The organism is Ectopseudomonas khazarica, assembly GCF_004521985.1.
GTDB classification, from domain to species: domain Bacteria; phylum Pseudomonadota; class Gammaproteobacteria; order Pseudomonadales; family Pseudomonadaceae; genus Aquipseudomonas; species Aquipseudomonas khazarica.
Window position 1 is genome coordinate 149407 of the sequence record NZ_SBHZ01000007.1, and the last position, 22008, is coordinate 171414.

20 protein-coding genes and 1 riboswitch are annotated in these 22008 nt (G+C 64.6%); of the genes, 5 read left to right on the forward strand and 15 right to left on the reverse strand.

What is annotated here, in order from left to right; all coding sequences use genetic code 11:
* Positions 1 to 39 precede the first annotated feature (39 nt).
* From EPK82_RS11140 to cobW, 3 genes are all read right to left on the reverse strand, one after another.
* On the reverse strand, positions 40 to 1650 hold the full coding sequence (locus EPK82_RS11140) for an ATP-binding cassette domain-containing protein (protein WP_134676611.1): 1611 nt from the start codon (positions 1648 to 1650) through the stop codon (positions 40 to 42).
* Positions 1651 to 1983: 333 nt separating this feature from the next.
* Positions 1984 to 5730 carry a cobaltochelatase subunit CobN gene (cobN, locus tag EPK82_RS11145; RefSeq protein WP_134676612.1) on the reverse strand — a complete coding sequence of 1249 codons (3747 nt, stop codon included), beginning with the start codon at positions 5728 to 5730 and terminating at the stop codon, positions 1984 to 1986.
* A gap of 76 nt (positions 5731 to 5806) precedes the next feature.
* Positions 5807 to 6856 (reverse strand): cobalamin biosynthesis protein CobW, encoded by a 1050-nt coding sequence (gene cobW, locus EPK82_RS11150; protein WP_134676613.1) that lies wholly within the window; start codon positions 6854 to 6856, stop codon positions 5807 to 5809.
* 95 nt (positions 6857 to 6951) lie between these two features.
* A riboswitch (cobalamin riboswitch) is annotated at positions 6952 to 7147 on the reverse strand.
* 86 nt (positions 7148 to 7233) lie between these two features.
* On the opposite strand from cobW, the gene EPK82_RS11155 reads away from it, so the two are divergent.
* Positions 7234 to 7674, forward strand: coding sequence for a cobalamin biosynthesis protein (locus EPK82_RS11155; protein WP_134676614.1), 441 nt, complete (start codon positions 7234 to 7236; stop codon positions 7672 to 7674).
* On the forward strand, positions 7671 to 8426 hold the full coding sequence (cobM, locus tag EPK82_RS11160) for a precorrin-4 C(11)-methyltransferase (protein ID WP_134676615.1): 756 nt from the start codon (positions 7671 to 7673) through the stop codon (positions 8424 to 8426). Before EPK82_RS11155 ends, cobM begins: the two co-directional genes overlap by 4 nt.
* Positions 8427 to 8655: 229 nt before the next feature.
* Here the strand turns inward: cobM and EPK82_RS11165 are convergent, their stop codons facing one another.
* Positions 8656 to 8886 carry a hypothetical protein gene (locus EPK82_RS11165; RefSeq protein ID WP_134676616.1) on the reverse strand — a complete coding sequence of 77 codons (231 nt, stop codon included), beginning with the start codon at positions 8884 to 8886 and terminating at the stop codon, positions 8656 to 8658.
* A 152-nt stretch (positions 8887 to 9038) separates the two neighbouring features.
* Here EPK82_RS11165 and EPK82_RS11170 point away from each other — a divergent pair, with 152 nt between their 5' ends.
* The gene (locus EPK82_RS11170; protein ID WP_037054749.1) at positions 9039 to 9251 is read left to right on the forward strand and encodes a ParD-like family protein; all 213 of its coding nucleotides are present in this window, start codon (positions 9039 to 9041) and stop codon (positions 9249 to 9251) included.
* Positions 9248 to 10018, forward strand: a complete 771-nt coding sequence (map, locus tag EPK82_RS11175) for a type I methionyl aminopeptidase (RefSeq protein WP_080757102.1) — start codon at positions 9248 to 9250, stop codon at positions 10016 to 10018. The genes EPK82_RS11170 and map overlap by 4 nt, the downstream gene beginning before the upstream one ends.
* Positions 10019 to 10032: 14 nt before the next feature.
* Here the strand turns inward: map and EPK82_RS11180 are convergent, their stop codons facing one another.
* The gene (locus tag EPK82_RS11180; protein ID WP_197738856.1) at positions 10033 to 10650 is read right to left on the reverse strand and encodes a nitroreductase family protein; all 618 of its coding nucleotides are present in this window, start codon (positions 10648 to 10650) and stop codon (positions 10033 to 10035) included.
* Between the two features lie 104 nt (positions 10651 to 10754).
* On the opposite strand from EPK82_RS11180, the gene EPK82_RS11185 reads away from it, so the two are divergent.
* Entirely contained in the window at positions 10755 to 11648 is an 894-nt protein-coding gene (locus EPK82_RS11185; RefSeq protein WP_134676618.1) for a LysR family transcriptional regulator, read from the forward strand.
* A 22-nt stretch (positions 11649 to 11670) separates the two neighbouring features.
* Here EPK82_RS11185 and glmS read toward each other — a convergent pair whose 3' ends face one another.
* From glmS to EPK82_RS11235, 10 genes are all read right to left on the reverse strand, one after another.
* Positions 11671 to 13521 carry a glutamine--fructose-6-phosphate transaminase (isomerizing) gene (gene glmS / locus EPK82_RS11190; RefSeq protein WP_134676619.1) on the reverse strand — a complete coding sequence of 617 codons (1851 nt, stop codon included), beginning with the start codon at positions 13519 to 13521 and terminating at the stop codon, positions 11671 to 11673.
* Between the two features lie 11 nt (positions 13522 to 13532).
* The gene (locus tag EPK82_RS11195; protein WP_037054754.1) at positions 13533 to 14303 is read right to left on the reverse strand and encodes a DeoR/GlpR family DNA-binding transcription regulator; all 771 of its coding nucleotides are present in this window, start codon (positions 14301 to 14303) and stop codon (positions 13533 to 13535) included.
* Between the two features lie 73 nt (positions 14304 to 14376).
* Positions 14377 to 14988 (reverse strand): LysE family transporter, encoded by a 612-nt coding sequence (locus EPK82_RS11200; protein ID WP_134676620.1) that lies wholly within the window; start codon positions 14986 to 14988, stop codon positions 14377 to 14379.
* A gap of 98 nt (positions 14989 to 15086) precedes the next feature.
* Positions 15087 to 16448, reverse strand: a complete 1362-nt coding sequence (gene glmU / locus EPK82_RS11205; RefSeq protein WP_134676621.1) for a bifunctional UDP-N-acetylglucosamine diphosphorylase/glucosamine-1-phosphate N-acetyltransferase GlmU — start codon at positions 16446 to 16448, stop codon at positions 15087 to 15089.
* 112 nt (positions 16449 to 16560) lie between these two features.
* Positions 16561 to 16986: a F0F1 ATP synthase subunit epsilon gene (locus EPK82_RS11210; protein WP_037054758.1), complete on the reverse strand. Its 426-nt coding sequence runs from the start codon at positions 16984 to 16986 to the stop codon at positions 16561 to 16563.
* Positions 16987 to 17066: 80 nt separating this feature from the next.
* Positions 17067 to 18443, reverse strand: coding sequence for a F0F1 ATP synthase subunit beta (gene atpD / locus EPK82_RS11215; RefSeq protein WP_037054766.1), 1377 nt, complete (start codon positions 18441 to 18443; stop codon positions 17067 to 17069).
* 30 nt (positions 18444 to 18473) lie between these two features.
* Positions 18474 to 19334 carry a F0F1 ATP synthase subunit gamma gene (gene atpG / locus EPK82_RS11220; protein WP_037054767.1) on the reverse strand — a complete coding sequence of 287 codons (861 nt, stop codon included), beginning with the start codon at positions 19332 to 19334 and terminating at the stop codon, positions 18474 to 18476.
* A gap of 50 nt (positions 19335 to 19384) precedes the next feature.
* The gene (gene atpA, locus EPK82_RS11225; protein WP_037054768.1) at positions 19385 to 20929 is read right to left on the reverse strand and encodes a F0F1 ATP synthase subunit alpha; all 1545 of its coding nucleotides are present in this window, start codon (positions 20927 to 20929) and stop codon (positions 19385 to 19387) included.
* Between the two features lie 21 nt (positions 20930 to 20950).
* Positions 20951 to 21487, reverse strand: a complete 537-nt coding sequence (locus tag EPK82_RS11230) for a F0F1 ATP synthase subunit delta (RefSeq protein WP_037054769.1) — start codon at positions 21485 to 21487, stop codon at positions 20951 to 20953.
* Between the two features lie 14 nt (positions 21488 to 21501).
* The gene (locus EPK82_RS11235) at positions 21502 to 21972 is read right to left on the reverse strand and encodes a F0F1 ATP synthase subunit B (RefSeq protein WP_037054770.1); all 471 of its coding nucleotides are present in this window, start codon (positions 21970 to 21972) and stop codon (positions 21502 to 21504) included.
* Positions 21973 to 22008: the final 36 nt, after the last annotated feature.

Genomic DNA, 22008 nt, shown 5'->3' on the forward strand with positions numbered 1-22008 from the left:
GATCGGCATTGTAGACCAGAGCCCTCGGCCACTGGCGTTTCACAACACCTCGTGCAGCCAGCCAACGGCCGTCCACTGCAGGCGGTCGGTCAAGGCCAATGCGTCGAGAAAGGCGCCGTCATGGGAAACCACCAGCAGCGCCCCTCGATAGGCCCGCAGAAAGCGCTCCAGCGCCAGGCGCGAGTCGAGATCGATAAAGTTGTCCGGCTCATCCAGCATCAGCAGTCGGGGCTGTGGCTCACGGGCCAGGACTCCGGCCAGCGCCACCTTCAGGCGCTGACCGCCACTGAGCCTGGCACAGGGCAACAACGCGGCATCGGGGCCGATGCCCAGGTGATCCAGGCGGGTACGCAGCACACTCTGCGCGCTGCCGGGTGCCAGGCGGTGCAGATGTTCCAGCGCCGACTCCTGCGGCGCCAAACCGTGCAGTTCCTGGTCGAGCAACGCCCAGGGCACCTCGACCCGACACTCGCCCGAGCGCGCGGCCAGACGACCGCTGAGCACCGCCAGCAGGCTCGACTTGCCGCAGCCGTTGGGGCCCACGATGGCCATCCGCCGCGAGCCGAACAGCTCGACATCCGGCAACGGCGCCGAGCCGAACGGCAGGCGCAGATCACGCCAGGACAGAACCCGGCGTCCCGGCGGCAGCGGCGCCGCCTGCCCATGCAGGGTCACCTCCCGCTCCTCGTCCAGCGCCGCTGCGGCGTCGCGCACTTGCTCGTCGAGCTTCTGGCGCTGCGCCTGCAAACGCGTGGCAACGCGCCCGGCGCTGCTCTCGCTGCGGTTCTTCTGCATGCCCAGGAGGATTTTCGCCTGGTTGCTGTCCTTGCCCTGGCGCAGGCCGCTGGCCATGCGCTGCTGCTGACGCTCATGCTGCTGGCGCAACGCCCGCTCACCTCGCTTGCGCTCGACACGGGCGCTGTTCAAGGTCTGCCACGCAGCCTCGCGCTCCTGCTCACGGCTCGCCTGATAGAAGGCATAGCCACCGCCATAGCTGCGCAAGCCGGAAGCCGACAGCTCGACGATACGCTGCATGCCCGCCAGCAAGTCACGGTCATGGCTGATCAGCAGCACGCCGCCGCGCCGACTCGCCAGGCGCTGGCCCAGGCGCATGCGGCTGGCCTGGTCGAGGTGGTTGCCGGGCTCGTCGAGAATCAGCAGATCGGCATCCGCCTGCAGCGCGCCAAGCAGGGCAATGCGGCTGCATTCCCCGCCGCTCAGCTGCGCCGCCGGCGTCTGTACATCGAGGTGACCGAGGCCCTCCTCATGCAAGGCAGCTTGCAGCCGCTCGACCAGGTCCCAGCGCCCTTCGAGGCGCTCGATATCGTCCTCATGCGGCTGACCACGCATGACCCGCTGCATGGCATCGAACCAGTGTGCGCAACCCGCCAGGTCAACGACACGGGCGTCGGCGGCGGCCACGATGCGTTGCGGCAGGTAGGCGATACGCCCCTGTCGCACGACACGCCCCTCGCTGGGCTGCAGGTCACCGGCCAGCAAGCGGCCGAGCAGCGTCTTGCCAACGCCATTGCGTCCGACCAGACCCGTGTGACGGTCATCGAATACTTCGCTGAGCCCCTCGAACAGCATGACGCCATCGGCAAAGCGAAAAGAAACGCGCTCGAGCGCGATATGCGGGGAATCGGTCATCCATGCCTCCAGGCAATGCCGTGAGTACGCGCGGGCTGAAGCCGCGATCGATCACTGGTCGTGCGGACACGACGGCATTACTGACGCATTGGACGAGACTCCGACATGAAATGAGCGCTCAGGGTAAGACCCCGAGGCATCTGCGACAAGTGTTGGGTCAGCGAGGAGAAGTGTTCCGTGCCCAAGTAGTGGCGACTTGATCTGTGCCTGCTGTGGATAACTCCATCCCCTGAGTCACCCGCAAGCCGCCAGACAAGGTAGCCCGGATGAAATCCGGGAATGCAGGCTCAGGCAAACGGAAACCGTTTCAGGACCCTACGGAAACGAGTCGCTTCAGGATTCCTCGCTGTCGAGCAACAGATTCTCCAGCGCCTCGCGGTACTCGCCGGGATGCTCCCACAGACCACGTTGCTGGGCCTCCAGCAGACGCTCGAGCATGTCGTTGAGAGCACCGGGGTTGTGCTGCTGGATGAACTCGCGGGTGTCGCGGTCCAGCAGGTAGGCATCGGTGAGCAGCGCGTACTGGTGGTCGTCGACCAGTTCGCTGGTGGCGTCGAAGGCGAACAGGTAGTCGATGGTCGCCGCCAGCTCGAAGGCGCCCTTGTAGCCATGGCGCTTCATGCCCTCGATCCACTTGGGGTTGGCCGCGCGGGCGCGCACCACGCGGTTCAACTCTTCCTTGAGGCTGCGAATGCGCGGCGTATCCGGCTGGCTGTTGTCGCCGAAGTAGCTGGCCACCTTGAGCCCGCGCAGGGTCTCCACCGCTGCCAGCATGCCGCCCTGGAACTGGTAGTAGTCGTTGGAATCGAGGATGTCGTGCTCGCGGTTGTCCTGGTTGTGCAGCACCGCCTGCATCCGCTCCAGGCGCTCGACGAAGCGCTGCCGCGCCGGCGCGCCCTCGGCGCCGCTGCCGTAGGCATAGCCGCCCCAGTTCAGGTACACCTCGGCGAGATCCTCGCGGCTGTGCCACAGGCGCTCCTCGATGGCGTTCTGCACCCCGGCGCCATAGGCGCCCGGCTTGGCGCCGAACACACGCCAGCCGGCCTGGCGACGCGCCTCGGCTTCGTCCAGGCCGCCGTCCTCGAGCGCCAGCGACTCGCGCCAGACCCGCGCCGACAGCGGGTTCATGTCTTCCGGCTCGTCCAGTTCGATCACCGCCTGCACGGCATCGTCGAACAGGCGAATGAGGTTGCTGAAGGCATCGCGGAAAAAGCCCGACACGCGCAGGGTGACATCCACCCGTGGCCGGCCCAGCTGTTCCAGCGGCAGCACCTCGAAGCGTTCGACACGCTGGCTGCCCGGCTGCCATACCGGGCGCACGCCCATCAGCGCCAGCGCCTGGGCGATATCGTCACCGCCGGTGCGCATCGTCGCCGTGCCCCACACCGACAAGCCGAGCTGGCGCAGGTGGTCGCCCTCGTCCTGCAAGTGGCGTTCGAGCAGGCGCTCGGCGGCCTGCACGCCAAGGCGCCAGGCAGTCGGCGTGGGCAGGTGGCGCACGTCGACGGTGAAGAAGTTGCGCCCGGTAGGCAGCACGTCGAGGCGCCCGCGACTCGGCGCACCGCTCGGCCCGGCAGGGACGAAACGCCCGGCCAGCGCGGCGAGCAGGCCGCCCATCTCGGCGTCACCACAGGCATCCAGCAGGGGCGCGACATGCCCGGCCAGGCCATCGAGAATCGCCGCGACGTCGGCGCCGAAGGCATCGATACGCTCGCCGTTCAGGCGGCGCTCGATCAGCGCCAGCGCCAGCAGCTCGAGCCGCTCACGGGTATCGCCGACCGTACGCCAGGGGCTGTTGTCCACAGCCTGCAGAGCATCCGCACGGGCACCGTCCCAGGGCTGGCCCATGTCGCAGTCGAGCGGGTCGAGGCCCAGCTCCAGAGCCCGAGCCAGCGCACGCAGCAGGCTGGCGTTGGCGCCCTGGCCGTCGCCACGGGGGATGCGCAGCAGCGCCAGCAGGGTGTCGCGACGCAGTTGTCCACAGGGCGATTCGCCGAACACATGCAGGCCATCGCGGATCTGCGATTCCTTGAGGTCGCACAGGTAGGCGTCGAGCTGTGGCAGCCAGCTGTCACCGTCGTCATTCAGTTGCAGGCCCAGCTCGCGGTCGAGGCAGGCCTCGCGCACCTTGGCCAGAATCTCGCCGCGCAACTCGACGGCGCGGCGCTGGTCGAGCTGGCTGGCGTCGTAGTACTCGTCGGCCAGCCGCTCCAGGTCGCGCAGCGGGCCGTAGCTCTCGGCGCGGGTCAACGGCGGCATCAGGTGATCGATGATCACCGCCTGGGTGCGTCGCTTGGCCTGCGCGCCCTCACCCGGATCGTTGACGATGAACGGATAGACGTTGGGCAGCGGGCCGATCAGCGCCTGGGGCCAGCAGCTCGCGGAGAGACCGACACTCTTGCCCGGCAGCCATTCCAGGTTGCCGTGCTTGCCGACATGGACCAGCGCATCGGCGGCGAACGCCGTGCGCAGCCAGGCGTAGAAGGCGATGTAGCCATGCGGCGGAACCAGGTCGGGGTCGTGATAGACCGCCGCCGCGTCGAGCTGATAGCCACGCGCCGGCTGGATACCGACGAAGGTCAGGCCGAAGCGCAGGCCGGCGACCATCATCCGCCCGCTGCGGAACATCGGGTCGTCCTGCGGCTCGCCCCAGCGCTCGCGCACTGCCTGCTGGTTGGCCGCCGGCAGGCGGTGGAAGAACGCCAGGTAGTCGTCCAGCGCCAGGCTCTGCGCACAGGGGCGCATGTCGAGTCCGTCGAGGTCGTTGGTGACGCCACCGAGCAGGCTGTGGATAAGCGCCGTGCCGCTGTCCGGCAGGCTATCCACCGGGTAGCCCTCGGCCTGCAGGGCGCGGAGGATGTTCAGCGCAGCGCCCGGGGTATCCAGACCGACCCCGTTGCCAATCCGTCCGTCACGCGTCGGGTAGTTGGCAAGAATCAGCGCAATACGTTTGCTTTCATTGCTTTTATCCGCAAGATCGCACCACTTTCTCGCCATTTCCGCGATATGAGCCATGCCCTGCTCATGCGCCTGGTAGCACACCACATCGCTCTGGCTGCGCTCGCTGCGCCAGGCCAGGCCCTTGAAACTGATCGCCGTGCCGATCAGGCGCCCGTCCAGCTCCGGCAGCACCACGTGCATGGCCAGGTCGCGGGCCCCCAGGCCCTGGGCGCTGGCCTGCCACTGCGCCTGGTTATCCAGCGCGCAGATCGCCTGCAGCACCGGAATGTCGCGGCGGAACGGTCGGCTCTGCGGCGCCTCGGGGTTGGACAGGGCAAAGCCGGTGGTGTTGATGATCAGCGCGGTGGCGGTTTCATCCAGCCAGTCCTGCACCTGAGCCAGGCAGGCCGCCTCCTTGAGGCTGGCCACGGCGATCGGCAGCGGGTTGAGCCCCTGGTGGCGCAGTTGCGCACAGAAGGCATCGACGAAAGCGGTATTCGCCGCCTGCACGTGATTGCGGTAGAACAGCAGCGCCACCACCGGCGCACCGGGCTGCCAGTGCGCCTGCCAATCGGCCAGCGTGGCCGGACTGCGGTGCGGGTGATAGAGCCCGACCCGGGGCAACGGCTGCGGCTCGACCCAGCTGTCGCTGCGTCCCAGCCAGCGACTGCCGATGAAACGGAACAACTGCCGTGCGTTGTCCAGCCCACCCTGGCGCAGGTACTGCCAGAGACGGCGGCTGTCGTCCTCGCTGGCGTTGCCCATGGCCATCAGCTGCGGATCGGGCTGATCGTCGCCCGGCACCATGATCACCTGCGCACCGAGCCCGGCCAGTTCGACCAGACGTTCGATGCCGTAGCGCCAGTAGCTTACCCCGCCATGCACGGAAATCAGGATGACCTTCGCATGCTGCAGCACCTGCTCGACGTAGAAGTCCACCGATGCGTGGTTGCTCAACTGCGCCGGGCTGGCCAGGCGCAGGCTGGGGTAATCGTCCGGCAACTGCCGGGCGGCCTCGGCGAGCAGAGACAGGTGCGAGTCGCCGGTGCAGAGAATCACCAGCTCGGCCGGCGTCTGGCCAAGGTCGGCGATGCTGTCGGCCGGCAGCTGGGCGCCAGGCTGGGTGCGTAATAGATGCATGGTCGTTCCGTGGGAGGGGCTTTCAGCCGCGACGATCAGCGAGCCAGGTCGCGGCTGAAGCCCCTCCCATGATCACTCAGGCCAGCGCCGCTTGCAGCTCGGCCTGAATGGCCGCACGGTCGAGCTGCTGGCCGATCACCACCAGACGGCTGATGCGCGGCTCGTCCGCCTGCCAGGCACGGTCGAAGTGACGGTCGAAGCGCTGACCCACGCCCTGTACCAGCAGACGCATCGGTTTGCCGGGGATGGCGGCGAAGCCTTTCACCCGCAGGATGCCGTGCTTGACCACCGCCGCCTTCAGCGCAGCCAGCAGGCGCAACTCCTCGGCTTCCGGTAGTTCCACGTGGAACGAGTCGAATTCTTCATGATCGTGATCCTCGTCTTCATCGTCATGATGGGTGCGACGATTCTCGATATGCAGCTCGGTTTCGCTGTTCAGTCCCAGCAGCACATCCATCGGCAGATCGCCGCCATGCGCTTCGATCACCTTCACCGCCGGCGGCAGCTCCTCGGCGACTTCCGCGCGTACCGCCGCCAACGCTTCGGCATCGAGCAGATCGGCCTTGTTGAGGATCACCAGGTCGGCGCTGGCCAGCTGATCGGCGAACAGCTCATGCAGCGGCGACTCATGGTCGAGGTTGGGATCCAGCTTGCGCTGCGCGTCGACCTGCTCGGGGAAGGCGGCGAAGGTGCCAACGCTCACCGCCGGGCTGTCGACCACGGTGATCACCGCGTCGACGGTGCAGGCGTTGCGGATTTCCGGCCAGTTGAAAGCCTGCACCAGCGGTTTGGGCAGGGCCAGGCCACTGGTCTCGATGAGGATATGGTCGAGGTCGCCACGGCGCGCGACCAGCTCGCGCATCACCGGGAAGAACTCTTCCTGCACGGTGCAGCACAGGCAGCCGTTGGCCAGCTCGAATACGCGGCCGTTGGCCTCTTCCTCGCTGCAGCCGATGGAGCACTGCTTGAGGATCTCGCCGTCGATCCCCAGCTCGCCGAATTCATTGACGATCACCGCGATGCGACGGCCGCCGGCATTGGCCAGCAGGTGGCGCAGCAGGGTGGTTTTACCGGCACCGAGAAAACCGGTGACGATGGTGACAGGCAGTTTGGCGAGGGTTTGCATGAAAGGCCCCGTGGCGACGATGAATTCGGCGGACGGGTACGGGCAGACAGGCACGCGCGAGCATGCAGGCCGCATCGGATCACCCCGTCCGAACAGTTGGCTGACGAAACGAGGCAGGTCTCCTGGCTCACGGTCTGCACAGGGTGCGCCCTTCACCTTCCCGCCCTGGGCAGTGGTGTATCGAAGGGTTTGAGACCGTTCACAGTTGCGGGGGCAGCCAGGGCATCGACCCTGTTCCCTCTTAGCTTCACGACAACCGCGCCATGAAGAACCTCGAATGCGCGAAGGCTACGCAGGCCACGGCGGCCGGTCAATCACGGTTGACCGCCGGCAGGTGCCATGATGAGCTACGCCCCCGTCCAAGCCGAATGCCGCTCATGCTGCCGACCCCCTCCGCACGCCATCCAGTCTCGCCGATGCAGGTCGTTGCCGGGCTGGGCTGCAGAAGTGGCTGCGCCATGCAGGAGCTGCTCGACCTGCTCGTCGACAGCCTGGCGCAGCATGAGCTGACGCTGGGCAACCTGGCAGGACTGGCCAGCAGCGCCCACAAGCGCAACGAGGCGGGCCTGCAGCAACTGGCCGAGCATCTGCAGCTGGAGTTGCACCTGTTCACGGCCGCAGAGCTCTCGCCCTACCAGCCACCAGCACCCGGCAACCCCCGTGTCCAAGCAGCCACTGGCGCTGCTGCCGTGGCCGAGCCCTGTGCGCTCGCGCTGGCCAGACGCATGGGCAAGAGCACGGCGCACCTGCTTGGCGAAAAACGCAAAACCGCCAGGGCAACCTGCGCCCTGGCAGCATTCACGAGAGAGTCCGTATGACCGTCTATTTCATCGGGGCCGGCCCCGGCGACCCCGAGCTCATCACCGTCAAGGGCCAGCGGCTTATCCACAGCTGCCCGGTGATCCTCTACGCCGGCTCGCTGGTGCCCGAAGCCGTGCTGCAGGGCCATCGCGGCGAGCAGGTGGTCAACACCGCCGAGCTGCATCTCGGGGAAATCGTCGAGCTGCTGCGCCTGGCTCATGAGCGCGGCCAGGACGTGGCTCGCGTGCATTCCGGCGACCCTTCGCTGTACGGCGCCATCGGCGAACAGATCCGCGAATTGCGCCGCCTGGGCATTCCCTTCGAGATCGTTCCCGGCGTCACCGCCGCCGCCGCCTGCGCGGCGTTGCTGGAAAGCGAGCTGACCCTGCCGGGCATCGCCCAGACGGTGATCCTCACCCGCTACGGCACCACCTCGCCGATGCCCGAAGGTGAACAGTTGCACGATCTCGCCCGGCATCGGGCGACCCTGGCCATCCACCTCGGCGTGCGCCAGCTACCCGCCATCGTCGGCGAACTGCTGCCGCACTATGGCGCCGACTGCCCCGTCGCGGTTATCCACAGAGCGAGCTGGCCGGACCAGGACTGGGTGCAAGGAACGCTCAGCGACATAGAGGAGAAGGTCGCAGCCAAGGACTTCCGCCGCACGGCGCTGATCCTGGTCGGCCGCGTGCTCGACCCGGGCGCCTTCGCCGAGTCGGCGCTGTACGACGCCGCGCACCGTCATCTCTATCGCCCGAGCAGCGACTGAGCCGAGCTGCGCTGGCGATAAACTGCACAAAGCGCTGGAGCCCTTGTAGACAGCTGCCTGCAGCACCTTATCAACAGGTTAGAAAAGAACTTATCCCAACTCTTTGTGGATAGCCCTGAAACAAGGCTCAGTTTTTGTACAACTTCCTGAAACGCCCTGAACACAAGGACTTCAGCCAGGTATCACGAGGATATCCACAGGATGATCCACGCCAACTGTTAGCAACCGCTCAAAGCTGTACTTCCAACCGCTTGATACCCACCGCCCGCAACTCGACCACAAGCTCGTCGAGGCTGGCAAAGCTCTCGACCTGTTCGGCCGCATCCACCAGGAAGAAGCTGCGCCCGGCGTCCTTCTTGAAGAAGACGATCCACTCGGCGGTATTGGCCGGGTTCGCCATGATCTGGGTGTCGAACGTGACCCCTTCAGCCGTTCTGCGTTTTACATCCGCACGTTTCATCGTCTCTCCCGTTTCAACCTGACTGCAATGTCCTGCCATCGCACCTGCCATGCGAGCAGCCCCCACAGTTTAAAGGATGGCGCCCCCTGTTGAAGAAACTGGCGAAACGTGGCCATATGATTCATATATATTTCATATAGACGGGAGGCCTCATGGGTATCGTCAACATCGATGACGAACTGCACGACCAGATTCGCCGGGCGAGCAGCGTGTCGCATCGCTCCATCAATGCTCAGGCCGGGTTCTGGATTCGCATCGGCATGCTCTGCGAAATGAACCCGACGCTGAGTTTCAACGACGTGATGGCGGCCGAGATGCGCGCAGCCGGCATTACCGTGCAGCCGAGCCTGGCAGCGACCTCATGACCAAGACCGCGCAGGAGATAGCGCTGATGGCCGAGTCCGGCAGGTTGCTGGCGTCGGTGTTCGGCTATCTCGATCGTCTGGATCTTCTCGGCCTGTCGACGCTGCAGGTCAACGACCTTGTGGAAAAGTACATCGTCGACACGCTCGAGGCGCGCCCGGCGAGCAAGGGCCAATATGGATTTGCCTATGCCATGAACACCTCGCGCAACGAGGTGGTGTGCCATGGCGTGCCCAGCGCCAGCGACATCCTGCGCGATGGCGATCTGGTGAACTTCGATATCACCCTGGAGAAGAACGGCTACATCGCCGATTCCAGCAAGACCTATCTGCTTGGCTCCGTTTCAGAAGCCGGGCGCAAGCTGGTCGACGTCACCTACGAAGCCATGTGCAAAGGCATCGAGGCGGTGCGCCCGGGTGCCCGCCTCGGCGACATAGGCCACGCCATAGAACGGCACGCACGGGCCCATGGGTATTCGGTGGTTCGCGAATACTGCGGTCACGGCATCGGCCGGGACATGCACGAGCCGCCCGAAGTGCTGCACTGGGGCAAGGCCAATACCGGCCTGACCTTGCGCGAGGGCATGACCTTCACCATCGAGCCCATGCTCAATCTGGGCAAGGCGGATGTACGCACGCTGGCCGATGGCTGGACGGTGGTCACCTGCGATCGCAGCCTCTCGGCGCAGTTCGAGCACACGGTGGCGGTCACCCGTGATGGCGTCCGTGTGCTGACCCTGCGCCCGGACGAGCAGCGCCTCGGTGCCTGAGCCGGGCGCCGCTCTCACGCCAGCTCGAGAATCTCCTTCACCGGGCGGCGCGGTTTCTGCGGCCAGTTGTTGGCCTGCGCCTTGCCCAGGGTCACCAGCATCACAGGGATTTCCTCGTCGCCCAGGGCGAAGGCACGGCTGACGCCGGCGATGTCGAAACCACTCATGGGGCTGGCTGCCAGCCCCAGTGCCTGGCCGGCCAGCATCAGGTTCGACGCGGCGAAGGTGGCGCTGCGCACGGCCTCGTCACGCCGGCTGTGTGGCACCTCGGCATACATTCGCGCAGCGCTGGACTGCCAGCTGAGCGCCATCTCGCTCGGCATCAGCCCCGACGCCACCGCAGGCGACAGGCGCTCGCCAAGCGACTCGGCGCACGGCAGCACGCCGCAGACAATGAAGGTCACAGCCGCTTCGCTGACCTTGGGCTGGTTCCAGGCCAGCTCGCGCAGGCGCTGTTTGCCCACAGCGCTGCGCACCGCGACGAAGCGCCAGTTCTGCAGGTTGAACGCGCTGGGCGCGCGCCCGGCCCAACCGATCAGGGCTTCGATGCTGGCGTCGTCGAGCTGGTACTGCGCGTCGAAGTGGTTGACCGAGTTGCGTTGTTCGATGGCGGCAAGCAGAGGGTGGGTCATGGCGATGTCCTGTCGTGAGTGAATGATCGACAGGTTAGTTACATGGACCCTGGTTGATAATCTCGTTTATCGTGTGATGACCATTCACTAGAAGTTGATAATCGATGGATCGCCTGACCGCCCTTGCCGTGTTCCGCCAGGTCGTCGAACGTGGCAGCTTCGCCGCCGCCGCCCGCCACCTGAAGCTTTCAGCGGCCGCCGTAAGCAAGAACATCGTTGAACTGGAAGCCCACCTGGCAGTCCGCCTGCTCAATCGTACGACACGCTCCATGAGCCTCACCGAGGCTGGCCAGCGCTACTACGAGCAGGTGGCGCGAATCCTCGACGACCTGCAGCAGGCCGACAGCTCCCTGGGCGAGCTGCAGGCGACCCCCAGCGGCACCCTGCGCGTCAGCGCGCCGATGTCGTTCAGCCTGGTCTGCCTGGCCGATGCCATCCCGCGCTTTCTCGCCCGCTACCCCGAGCTGACGCTCGACCTGCAGCTCGATGACCGTCGTGTGGACATGATCGCCGAGGGCTTCGATCTGGCGGTGCGCGGCAGTGATCGTCTGGAGGACTCGAGCCTGGTCGCCCGTCCGCTGCTGACACTGCGCCACGTGCTCTGCGCCGCCCCGCAATACCTGCGCCGGCACGGCACGCCGCAGGTGCCGGAGGACCTGCAGGCGCTGGAGTGCGTGCAGTTCTCGCTGTCCGGGCATGCCCGCGAATGGGTGTTCCAGCGCGGTGAGCAGGTGCGCCGCCTGGAGGTGTGCGGACGCTACAGCGTCAACTCCAGCCTGGCGCTGTGCGCCGCCCTGCGCGCCGGCCACGGTATCAGCCTGGTCCCGGAGATCTACGTACGCGACGACCTGGCCCAGGGCAGGCTGCAGCCGCTGCTCGAAGACTGGCAGATGATGCAGACGCAGCTCTACGCCATCTACCCGTCACGCCGTCAGTTGCAGGCCAAGGTCCGCGTGTTCATCGACTTTCTGCTGGAGGAACTGGGCCAGCAGGCATGAGCTGCCGGCCCGGCGAAAGCCGTTATTCGACCGTCACGCTCTTGGCCAGGTTGCGCGGCTGGTCGACGTCGGTGCCCTTGAGCACGGCGACGTAGTAGGACAGCAGCTGCAACGGCACGGTGTAGAGGATCGGTGCCAGCAGGTCGTGGATATGCGGCATGGCCACCACGTGGGTGCCCTCGCCGTTGCTCATGCCCGCCTGCTGGTCAGCGAAGACAATCAGCTCGCCGCCACGCGCACGCACTTCCTGCAGGTTGGACTTGAGCTTCTCCAGCAGCTCGTTGTTCGGCGCCACGGTGACCACCGGCATGTCGGCGTCGACCAGGGCCAGCGGACCATGCTTGAGCTCGCCGGCCGGGTAGGCCTCGGCATGGATGTAGGAAATCTCCTTGAGCTTGAGCGCACCTTCCATCGCCACCGGATACTGCGCGCCACGGCCAAGGAACAGGCTGTGGTGCTTCTCGGCGAACAGCTCGGCGATCTTCTCCACGGTCTTGTCCATGGCCAGCGCCTCGCCCAGGCGAGTCGGCAGGCGTCGCAACTCTTCCACCAGCTCGGCGCTCAGCGCCTTGTCCAGGGTGCCGTGTACCTGCCCGAGCGACAGGGTCAGCAGCATCAGGCCGACCAGCTGGGTGGTGAAGGCCTTGGTCGAGGCCACGCCGATTTCCGGGCCCGCCTGGGTCAGCAGGCACAGGTCGGACTCGCGCACCAGCGAGCTGGTGCCGACGTTGCATATCACCAGGCTGGCCAGGTAGCCGCCCTGCCCCGGCGCCTTCTCCTTGGCATTGCGCAGCGCCGCCAGGGTGTCGGCGGTTTCCCCGGACTGCGAGACGCTGACGAACAGGGTGTCCGGCTGCACCGCGACCTTGCGGTAGCGGAACTCGCTGGCCACTTCGACCTGGCAGGGAATGCCGGCCAGTTCTTCCAGCCAGTAGCGGGCGACCATGCCGGCGTGGAAGCTGGTGCCGCAGGCGACGATCTGCACGTTCTTCACCTTGGCGAACAGCTCGGCGGCCTGCGGGCCGAAAGCCTGCACCAGCACGTGATCGCTGCCCAGACGGCCTTCCAGGGTGCGCTGCACCACCTTGGGCTGCTCGTGGATTTCCTTGAGCATGAAGTGGCGGTATTCGCCCTTGTCCGCAGCCTCGGCGCCCTCGTGGTACTGCACGGCTTCACGCTGTACCGGGTTGCCGCTGGCATCCCAGATCTGCACGCCATCACGACGGATTTCGGCGATATCACCCTCTTCCAGGTACATGAAACGGTCAGTGACCTGGCGCAGGGCGAGCTGGTCGGAGGCGAGGAAGTTCTCGCCCAGGCCCAGGCCGATCACCAGCGGGCTGCCACTGCGGGCGGCGAGCAGGCGATCCGGCTGCCTGGCGCTGATCACCGCCAGGCCATAGGCGCCATGCAGTTCGGGAATCGCCGCCTTGAGCGCGGCGCTGAGGTCGCCGAGCTGCCGCAGCTTGTGGTCGAGCAGATGGACGATGGTCTCGGTGTCGGTATCGGAGGTGAAGACGTAGCCCAGGCCCTTGAGGCGCTCACGCAGCGCCTCGTGGTTCTCGATGATGCCGTTGTGCACCACCGCCAGTTCGTGCCCGGAGAAGTGCGGGTGCGCGTTGCGCTCGCTGGGTGCGCCGTGGGTGGCCCAGCGCGTGTGGGCGATGCCCAGGCGGCCCGCCAGCGGCTCGTCCTGCAGGGCCGCCTGCAGCTCGCTGACCTTGCCGACACGGCGGCGGCGGTCGAGCGTGCCCTGCTCGGTCAGCAGTGCCACACCGGCGCTGTCGTAGCCGCGATACTCCAGGCGCTTGAGGCCTTCGACCAGGATCGGGGTGATGCTGCGCTCAGCGATGGCGCCAACGATTCCACACATGGGGCTCTCCTTCAGTTTTCCAGCGGCGCGAGGATCAGCTGGATGCCGCGCGCGCGTATCTGTTCGGCAGCCTGGGCATCCAGGCGCTCGTCGGTAATCAGGGTATGGACGCTGCTCCAGGGCAGTTCCAGATTGGGGATGCGTCGGCCGATCTTGTCGCTCTCGACCATGACGATGACCTCGCGGGCGACTTCGGCCATCACCCGCGACAGCCCCAGCAGTTCGTTGAAGGTGGTGGTGCCACGCTCCAGATCGATGCCATCGGCGCCGATGAACAACTGGTCGAAGTCGTAGGAGCGCAGCACCTGCTCGGCGACCTGCCCCTGGAAGGACTCCGAGTGCGGGTCCCAGGTGCCGCCGGTCATCAGCAGGACGGGCTCGTGCTCGATGTCGCGCAGGGCATTGGCCACGTTGAGCGAGTTGGTCATCACCACCAGCCCCGGCCTGTGCCCCAACTGGGGAATCATCGCCGCCGTGGTGGTGCCACTGTCGATGATGATCCGCGCGTGCTCACGGATGCGCGCCACGCCGGCGCGGGCGATGGCCTGCTTGTGCGGGGAAACCGGCTGGGCGCCGTCGCCGATCAGTTCCTGGGGCATGGGCACGGCACCGCCATAGCGACGCAGCAGCAGGCCGTTCTTTTCCAGCGCGGCGAGGTCCTTGCGGATCGTCACCTCGCTGGTGGCGAAGTGCTGGGCCAGCGCATCCACCGACACCTCACCCTGCTCGGCGAGCAGGGCCAGGATGGTGTGGCGACGCTGCGGTGTGTTGCGCTTCGACATGCTTAAGTTTCGATTCGAAAGATAATGGCGCGAATCAAAACATAAGGCCGTTCGCTCTGCAAGCAACCGTTGGTCAGTTGAGGGTCAGCTTCACCCCGAAGCCCAACAGGCTGAGCCCCGCCAACTTCTCCAGGCCACGGGCGATACGCGGATTGGCGCGCATGCGCTCGGCGAGAAAGTGAGTCAGCAGCACGATCAGCAGCCCGTAGAGGAAGGTCAGCGCCATGATGGTCACGGCCATGAAGCCGAAGGTGATCAGCCCCTGATGCCGCTGCGGATCGATGAACAGCGGGAAGAACGCCATGTAGAAGATGATCGCCTTGGGGTTGAAGACGGTGATCATCAGCGTCTGCCACAGGTAGTGGCGCGGCTCGATGTTCAGCGTCGGTGCGGCCCCCGGCTTGGCCAGCAGCATGCGCAGGCCGAGATAGATCAGGTAGGCCGCCCCCAGCCATTGCACCAGGTGGAAGGCCGTCGGATAGGCCTTGAGTAGCGCGGCGACACCGGCCACCGCCAGCCACAGCAGCACCTGGTCGCCGAACATGATGCCGAAGGTGGAGGCCAGTCCACCGCGGATGCCGCCCTTGCCGGTGGACAGGATCAGCGCCAGGTTACCCGGGCCGGGAATGGCCAGCAGGATGATGAAGGCCACCACGAAGGCGGCGTAATCCGTCACACCGAACATGAAGTCAGCTCCAAGCCACAAGCCACAAGCCACAAGCCACAAAGCATAGAGGAAATGGCGTCAGCCAGGGCTCTTACTTGCAGCTGGAGGCTTGCAGCTCATCGCTGCTTTTGCGGGCGTTTCCAGCCCTCGATGTTGCGCTGCTTGGCCCGACCGACGGCCAGGGTGTCTGCCGGCACGTCGCTGGTGACCACCGAACCGGCGCCCGTGGTGGCACGATCACCAAGGTTGACCGGCGCCACCAGGGCGCTGTTGGAGCCGATGAACACGTCCTCGCCCATCACCGTACGGAACTTGTTGGCACCGTCGTAGTTGCAGGTGATGGTGCCTGCGCCGATGTTGCTCCGCGCACCGATCTCGGCATCGCCCAGGTAGCTGAGGTGACCGGCCTTGGCGCCCTCGCCCAGCACGGCGTTCTTCAGCTCGACGAAGTTACCCACATGGGCCCTGGCCCCCAGTCGGGTGCCCGGACGCAGACGCGCGAACGGACCGCAGTCGGCGCCCTCGCCCATCTCGGCACCTTCCAGATGACTGTTGGCCTTGACGATGGCGCCCTTGCGCAGGACGGAGTCCCTGATCACGCAGTTCGGACCGATCTGCACATCGTCCTCGATCACCACCCGGCCTTCGAGGATCACGTTGACGTCGATCAGCACGTCACGTCCCACCGTCACCTCGCCGCGCAGATCGAAACGCTGCGGATCGCGCAGGGTCACGCCCTGCGCCATCAGGCGGCGCGCGGCGCGCTGCTGATAGTGGCGCTCCAGCTGCGCCAGCTGGATACGGTCGTTGGCCCCCAGCACTTCCATCTCGTCGGCCGCCTGCTCGGTAGCCACGATCAGGCCATCGGCGACGGCCATGGCGATCACGTCGGTGAGGTAGTACTCGCCCTGCGCGTTGCTGTTGGACAGGCGCCCCAGCCAGTCCCCCAGGCGCTTGCCCGGAACCGCGAGAATGCCGGTGTTGCCTTCGCGGATGGCGCGCTGCGCGTCATTGGCGTCCTTGTGCTCGACGATCGCCTGCACCACGCCGTTGTCATCACGGACGATGCGGCCGTAGCCTGTCGGGTCGGCCAGCTCGACGGTGAGCAGCCCCAGCTGGTCATCACTGACCAGGGCCAGCAGGCGTTCGAGCGTCGCGCTCTCGATCAGCGGCACGTCGCCATAGAGGATCAGCACGGTGTCGGCGCCGAGCTGCGGCAGCGCCTGAGCAACGGCGTGGCCGGTGCCGAGCTGCTCGGCCTGAATGACGAAGTTCAGGTCGGCGGCGGCCAGGCGCTCGCGCACGGTATCGGCGCCATGCCCGATCACCACCTGGATGCTGCTGGGCTGCAGGCTGCGTGCGGTGGCGATGACATGCCCGAGCATGGGCTTGTCAGCGACCGGGTGCAGGACCTTGGGCAGGGCGGAACGCATGCGGGTGCCTTGCCCTGCAGCGAGGATGACGATATCGAGCGACATGAACGACGATTCCTTGGCAGCCTCCGTCGCGGGGCGCCGGAGGGTGAAACGGCAGAAATGAAAAAGGGTAGCCTAGGCTACCCTTTCTCTTGCAACGGTTGAAGTGGGGGCCTCAGCCGCCGAACTTCTTGCGCAGTTGCTGGACGGTACGCAGCTGGGCTGCGACTTCGGCCAGGTGAGCGGCGGCGGAGCTGTAGTTGAACTCAGCACCCTGCTCGCTCAGCGCTTTCTCGGCGGCCTTGAGGGCCTCCTGAGCAGCGGCTTCATCGATGTCTGCTGCACGCTGCACGGTGTCGGCGAGAACCTTGACCATGTTCGGCTGCACTTCGAGGAAACCACCGGAGATGTAGAACACCTCGGCTTCACCACCCTGCTTGATCAGGCGGATCGGGCCCGGCTTCAGGTCGGTGATCAGTGGCGCGTGGCCTGGAGCGATACCCAGATCACCCAGGTTGCCGTGCGCAATCACCATCTCCACCAGGCCGGAGAAGATCTCCGCTTCCGCGCTGACGATATCGCAATGGACTGTCATAGCCATACGCTTGCCTCAGGTTGCAGGCTGTGGACAACCCAGGTTATCCACAAACCTGATGCGCCCGTTGCCAGGCGCATGGGTGATTACAGTTTCTTCGCTTTCTCGATGGCTTCGTCGATGCCGCCAACCATGTAGAAAGCCTGCTCCGGCAGGTGGTCGTAGTCGCCCTTGAGGATACCGCTGAAGCCAGCGATGGTGTCCTTCAGGGAGACGTACTTGCCTGGGGAACCGGTGAACACTTCGGCCACGAAGAACGGCTGGGACAGGAAGCGCTGGATCTTACGAGCGCGCGATACCAGCTGCTTGTCCGCTTCAGACAGCTCGTCCATACCCAGAATGGCGATGATGTCCTTCAGTTCCTTGTAACGCTGCAGCACGTACTGAACGCCACGAGCGGTCTCGTAGTGTTCGTTGCCGATGACGTTCGGATCCAGCTGACGGCTGGTGGAGTCCAGCGGGTCAACGGCCGGGTAGATACCCAGGGAAGCGATGTCACGGCTCAGTACGACGGTGGCGTCCAAGTGGGCGAAGGTGGTCGCCGGGCTCGGGTCGGTCAGGTCGTCCGCAGGTACGTATACGGCCTGGATCGAGGTGATCGAACCTTTCTTGGTGGAGGTGATGCGCTCCTGCAGAACGCCCATCTCTTCGGCCAGGGTCGGCTGGTAACCTACTGCCGACGGCATACGGCCGAGCAGTGCGGATACTTCGGTACCGGCCAGGGTGTAACGGTAGATGTTGTCGACGAACAACAGTACGTCACGGCCTTCGTCACGGAACTTCTCGGCCATGGTCAGGCCGGTCAGGGCGACGCGCAGACGGTTGCCTGGTGGCTCGTTCATCTGACCGTAGACCAGGGCTACCTTGTCCAGAACGTTGGAGTCCTTCATCTCGTGGTAGAAGTCGTTACCCTCACGAGTACGCTCACCCACACCGGCGAACACGGAATAACCGCTGTGCTCGATGGCGATGTTACGGATCAGTTCCATCATGTTCACGGTCTTGCCGACACCGGCACCACCGAACAGACCGACCTTACCACCCTTGGCGAACGGGCAGACCAGGTCGATTACCTTGATGCCGGTTTCCAGCAGGTCGTTGCCGCCCGCTTGCTCGGCATAGCTCGGCGCAGCGCGGTGGATTTCCCACTGCTCTTCTTCACCGATGGGGCCGGCTTCGTCGATCGGGTTGCCCAGCACGTCCATGATACGGCCCAGGGTCGCTTTACCGACCGGTACCGAGATGGCCTTGTTGGTACGAGTGATGTCCAGACCGCGCTTGAGGCCTTCGGTCGAACCCATCGCAATGGTACGCACCACGCCGTCGCCCAGCTGCTGCTGAACTTCCAGGGTGGTTTCGGCGCCGACTACTTTCAGCGCCTCGTATACGGCTGGCACCTGATCACGCGGGAATTCCACGTCGATAACGGCGCCGATGATTTGAACGATACGTCCGCTACTCATCTTTGGTTCCTCTGAATATTTGAACCGTTCTTAAACCGCGGCAGCGCCGCCGACGATTTCCGAAATCTCTTGGGTGATCGCTGCCTGACGCGCCTTGTTGTAAATCAGCTGCAGGTCTTTGATGAGCTGGCCAGCGTTGTCGGTGGCGTTCTTCATCGCGATCATCCGTGCAGCCTGCTCGGCCGCATTGTTCTCGACCACTGCCTGGTACACCTGGGATTCGACGTAGCGAACCATCAGGCCTTCGAGCAGTTCCTTGGCATCGGGCTCGTACAGATAGTCCCAGTGATGCTTGAGGTCTTGATCCGGATCGGCCACCAGCGGAACCAACTGCTCCACTGTAGGCTTCTGCGTCATGGTATTGATGAACTTGTTCGAGACCACGGACAGACGGTCGATACGCCCCTCGAGGTAAGCGTCGAGCATGACCTTGACACTACCGATCAGGTCGTTGATCGACGGCTCTTCGCCGAGGTGGCTGATCGCAGCGACGACATTGCCACCAAAGTTGCGGAAGAATGCCGCACCCTTGGAGCCAATCACGCAGAGATCGATCTCCACGCCTTGCTCGCGATCTTTCGCCATGTCCTTGACCAGGGCCTTGAACAGGTTGGTGTTCAAGCCACCGCACAGACCACGGTCACTGCTCACCACCACATAACCGGCGCGCTTGACGGGGCGCTCGATCATGAAGGGATGGCGGTATTCCGGGTTGGCGTTGGCCAGATGACCAATCACCTGGCGGATACGCTCCGCGTAGGGACGGCTAGCAGCCATGCGCTGTTGTGCCTTGCGCATTTTGCTGACCGCCACCTTTTCCATGGCGCTGGTGATCTTCTGCGTGCTTTTGATGCTCGCAATCTTGCTGCGAATCTCTTTTGCGCCTGCCATTTCACACCTATCGGGTTAGCAGGCGGGCGTCTTGCGACGCCCGCTGCGGCTTACCAGGTTTGGGTGGCTTTGAACTTCTCGATACCGGCTTTGATGCCCGCGTCGATTTCGTCGTTGAAGTCACCTTTCACGTTGATCTTGGCCATCAGATCGGCCAGCTCACGGTTGAAGTAGCCCAGCAGGGCTGCTTCGAAGGCGCCAACTTTGTTCACTTCCACGTCGGTCAGGAAGCCACGCTCGGCAGCGTACAGAGACACGGACATGTCGGCGATCGACATGGGTGCGTACTGCTTCTGCTTCATCAGCTCGGTAACGCGCTGACCGTGCTCGAGCTGCTTGCGGGTGGCTTCGTCCAGGTCAGAGGCGAACTGGGCGAAGGCCGCCAGTTCACGGTACTGAGCCAGAGCGGTACGGATACCACCGGAGAGCTTCTTGATGATCTTGGTCTGAGCGGCACCACCCACACGGGATACCGAGATACCGGCGTTGACGGCCGGACGGATACCCGAGTTGAACATGGCCGATTCCAGGAAGATCTGACCGTCGGTGATCGAGATCACGTTGGTCGGAACGAACGCGGAAACGTCACCCGCCTGGGTTTCGATGATCGGCAGAGCGGTCAGGGAACCAGTCTTGCCAGTCACGGCGCCATTGGTGAACTTCTCGACGTATTCCTCGGAAACGCGGGAAGCGCGCTCCAGCAGGCGGCTGTGGAGATAGAACACGTCGCCCGGGTAGGCTTCACGGCCTGGCGGACGGCGCAGCAGCAGGGAGATCTGGCGGTAGGCAACGGCCTGCTTGGACAGGTCGTCGTACACGATCAGGGCGTCTTCACCGCGGTCGCGGAAGTATTCGCCCATGGTGCAGCCGGAGTACGGCGCCAGGAACTGCAGTGCGGCGGATTCGGAAGCGGAAGCGGCCACCACGATGGTGTTGGCCAGCGCACCGGTTTCTTCCAGCTTGCGCACGACGTTGGCGATGGTCGATTGCTTCTGACCGATAGCCACGTACACGCAGCGGATACCGCTGTCTTTCTGGTTGATGATGGCGTCGACGGCCAGAGCGGTCTTACCGATCTGACGGTCACCGATGATCAGCTCGCGCTGGCCACGGCCGACCGGGATCATGGCATCGACCGACTTGTAACCGGTCTGTACCGGCTGGTCGACGGACTTACGCCAGATCACGCCCGGTGCAACCTTCTCAACCGCGTCAGTTGCCTGAGCGTTGATCGGGCCTTTGCCGTCGATCGGGTTACCCAGTGCGTCGACGACGCGGCCCAGCAGTTCCGGACCAACCGGGACTTCCAGGATGCGACCGGTGCACTTGGCGCTCATGCCTTCGGCCAGGCTGGTGTAAGCACCCAGCACAACGGCACCGACGGAGTCCTGCTCCAGGTTCAGTGCCATACCGTAGACACCGCCCGGGAACTCGATCATTTCGCCGTACATGACGTCGGCCAGACCGTAGATACGCACGATACCGTCGGAAACGGAGACAATGGTGCCTTCGTTGCGGGCTTGGGAGGCGACGTCGAGTTTCTCGATGCGCCCCTTGATGATTTCACTAATTTCGGAAGGATTGAGTTGCTGCATAGCTCTGCTGCCCCTTCAAACTCAAGATTTCAATGCTTCGGCCAGTTTCGCGAGCTTGCCGCGAACCGAGCCATCGATTACCAGGTCGCCGGCGCGGATCAGTACACCACCGATCAGGGTGGCATCTTCCGCGGCGTGCAGACGCACTTCTCGGCCGAGCCGTGCACTGAGAACCTTGGCGAGTTTGTCTTGCTGTTCATCGCTCAATGCGAAGGCACTGGTGACATCCACGTCGATCGACTTCTCTTGCTCGGCCTTGTACAGCTCGAACAGGGCGAAGACATCCGGCAACAAGGCCAGACGATCGTTCTCGGCGATAACGCGGATGAAGTTCTGTGCCTGGGCGTCGAACTTGTCACCACACACCTCGACAAAGGTGGTGGCCTTTTCTGTACTCGTCAGACGCGGGGCCTTGAGCACGCGCTGCATGGTGTCGTCGAGCGACACCGCTGCAGCCAGGCCGAGCATGGCTGACCAATTGGCCAGTTGCTGGTGGGCCTGGGCGTGCTCGAAGGCAGCCTTAGCGTAAGGTCGGGCCAGCGTGGTCAGTTCTGCCATGATCGCGCCCTCGCTTAAATTTCGGCTGCCAGTTTGTTAACCAGCTCCGCATGCGCGTTTTGGTCGATGGATGCGCCCAGGATCTTCTCCGCACCGCTGACTGCCAGGCCACCCACTTGGGCGCGCAGGGCGTCTTTGATGCCGTTGATTTCCTGTTCGATCTCGGCCTGAGCCTGAGCCTTCACGCGGTCAGCTTCGACACGGGCCTGATCACGGGCTTCGTCGACGATCTGAGCAGCACGCTTATTGGCTTGCTCGATGATTTCGGCGGCCTGACCTTTGGCTTCGCGCAGTTGCTGGGCCACTTTCTCGTGGGCCAGCTCCAGATCACGAGCCGCGCGGTTGGCAGCGTCCAAGCCGTCTGCGATCTTCTTCTGACGTTCCTGCAAAGCCGCAATGACCGGAGGCCATACGAACTTCATGCAGAACAGCACGAAGATGAAGAAGGCAACGGACTGGCCTATCAGGGTTGCATTAATGTTCACGCCAACACCTCGCTCGTTCGTTGTCCGTCACACCAA

Coding starts and splice junctions, on each gene's coding strand:
- glmU (WP_134676621.1), bottom strand. CDS start 16,448: ATGTCGCTCGATATCGTCATCCTCGCTGCAGGGCAAGGCACCCGCATG.
- cobW (WP_134676613.1), bottom strand. CDS start 6,856: ATGCAAACCCTCGCCAAACTGCCTGTCACCATCGTCACCGGTTTTCTC.
- EPK82_RS11195 (WP_037054754.1), bottom strand. CDS start 14,303: ATGTCGAAGCGCAACACACCGCAGCGTCGCCACACCATCCTGGCCCTG.
- EPK82_RS11140 (WP_134676611.1), bottom strand. CDS start 1,650: ATGACCGATTCCCCGCATATCGCGCTCGAGCGCGTTTCTTTTCGCTTT.
- atpA (WP_037054768.1), bottom strand. CDS start 20,929: ATGCAGCAACTCAATCCTTCCGAAATTAGTGAAATCATCAAGGGGCGC.
- EPK82_RS11185 (WP_134676618.1), top strand. CDS start 10,755: ATGGATCGCCTGACCGCCCTTGCCGTGTTCCGCCAGGTCGTCGAACGT.
- atpG (WP_037054767.1), bottom strand. CDS start 19,334: ATGGCAGGCGCAAAAGAGATTCGCAGCAAGATTGCGAGCATCAAAAGC.
- EPK82_RS11170 (WP_037054749.1), top strand. CDS start 9,039: ATGGGTATCGTCAACATCGATGACGAACTGCACGACCAGATTCGCCGG.
- EPK82_RS11165 (WP_134676616.1), bottom strand. CDS start 8,886: ATGAAACGTGCGGATGTAAAACGCAGAACGGCTGAAGGGGTCACGTTC.
- cobM (WP_134676615.1), top strand. CDS start 7,671: ATGACCGTCTATTTCATCGGGGCCGGCCCCGGCGACCCCGAGCTCATC.
- glmS (WP_134676619.1), bottom strand. CDS start 13,521: ATGTGTGGAATCGTTGGCGCCATCGCTGAGCGCAGCATCACCCCGATC.
- map (WP_080757102.1), top strand. CDS start 9,248: ATGACCAAGACCGCGCAGGAGATAGCGCTGATGGCCGAGTCCGGCAGG.
- cobN (WP_134676612.1), bottom strand. CDS start 5,730: ATGCATCTATTACGCACCCAGCCTGGCGCCCAGCTGCCGGCCGACAGC.
- EPK82_RS11230 (WP_037054769.1), bottom strand. CDS start 21,487: ATGGCAGAACTGACCACGCTGGCCCGACCTTACGCTAAGGCTGCCTTC.
- EPK82_RS11155 (WP_134676614.1), top strand. CDS start 7,234: ATGCTGCCGACCCCCTCCGCACGCCATCCAGTCTCGCCGATGCAGGTC.
- atpD (WP_037054766.1), bottom strand. CDS start 18,443: ATGAGTAGCGGACGTATCGTTCAAATCATCGGCGCCGTTATCGACGTG.
- EPK82_RS11200 (WP_134676620.1), bottom strand. CDS start 14,988: ATGTTCGGTGTGACGGATTACGCCGCCTTCGTGGTGGCCTTCATCATC.
- EPK82_RS11180 (WP_197738856.1), bottom strand. CDS start 10,650: ATGACCCACCCTCTGCTTGCCGCCATCGAACAACGCAACTCGGTCAAC.
- EPK82_RS11210 (WP_037054758.1), bottom strand. CDS start 16,986: ATGGCTATGACAGTCCATTGCGATATCGTCAGCGCGGAAGCGGAGATC.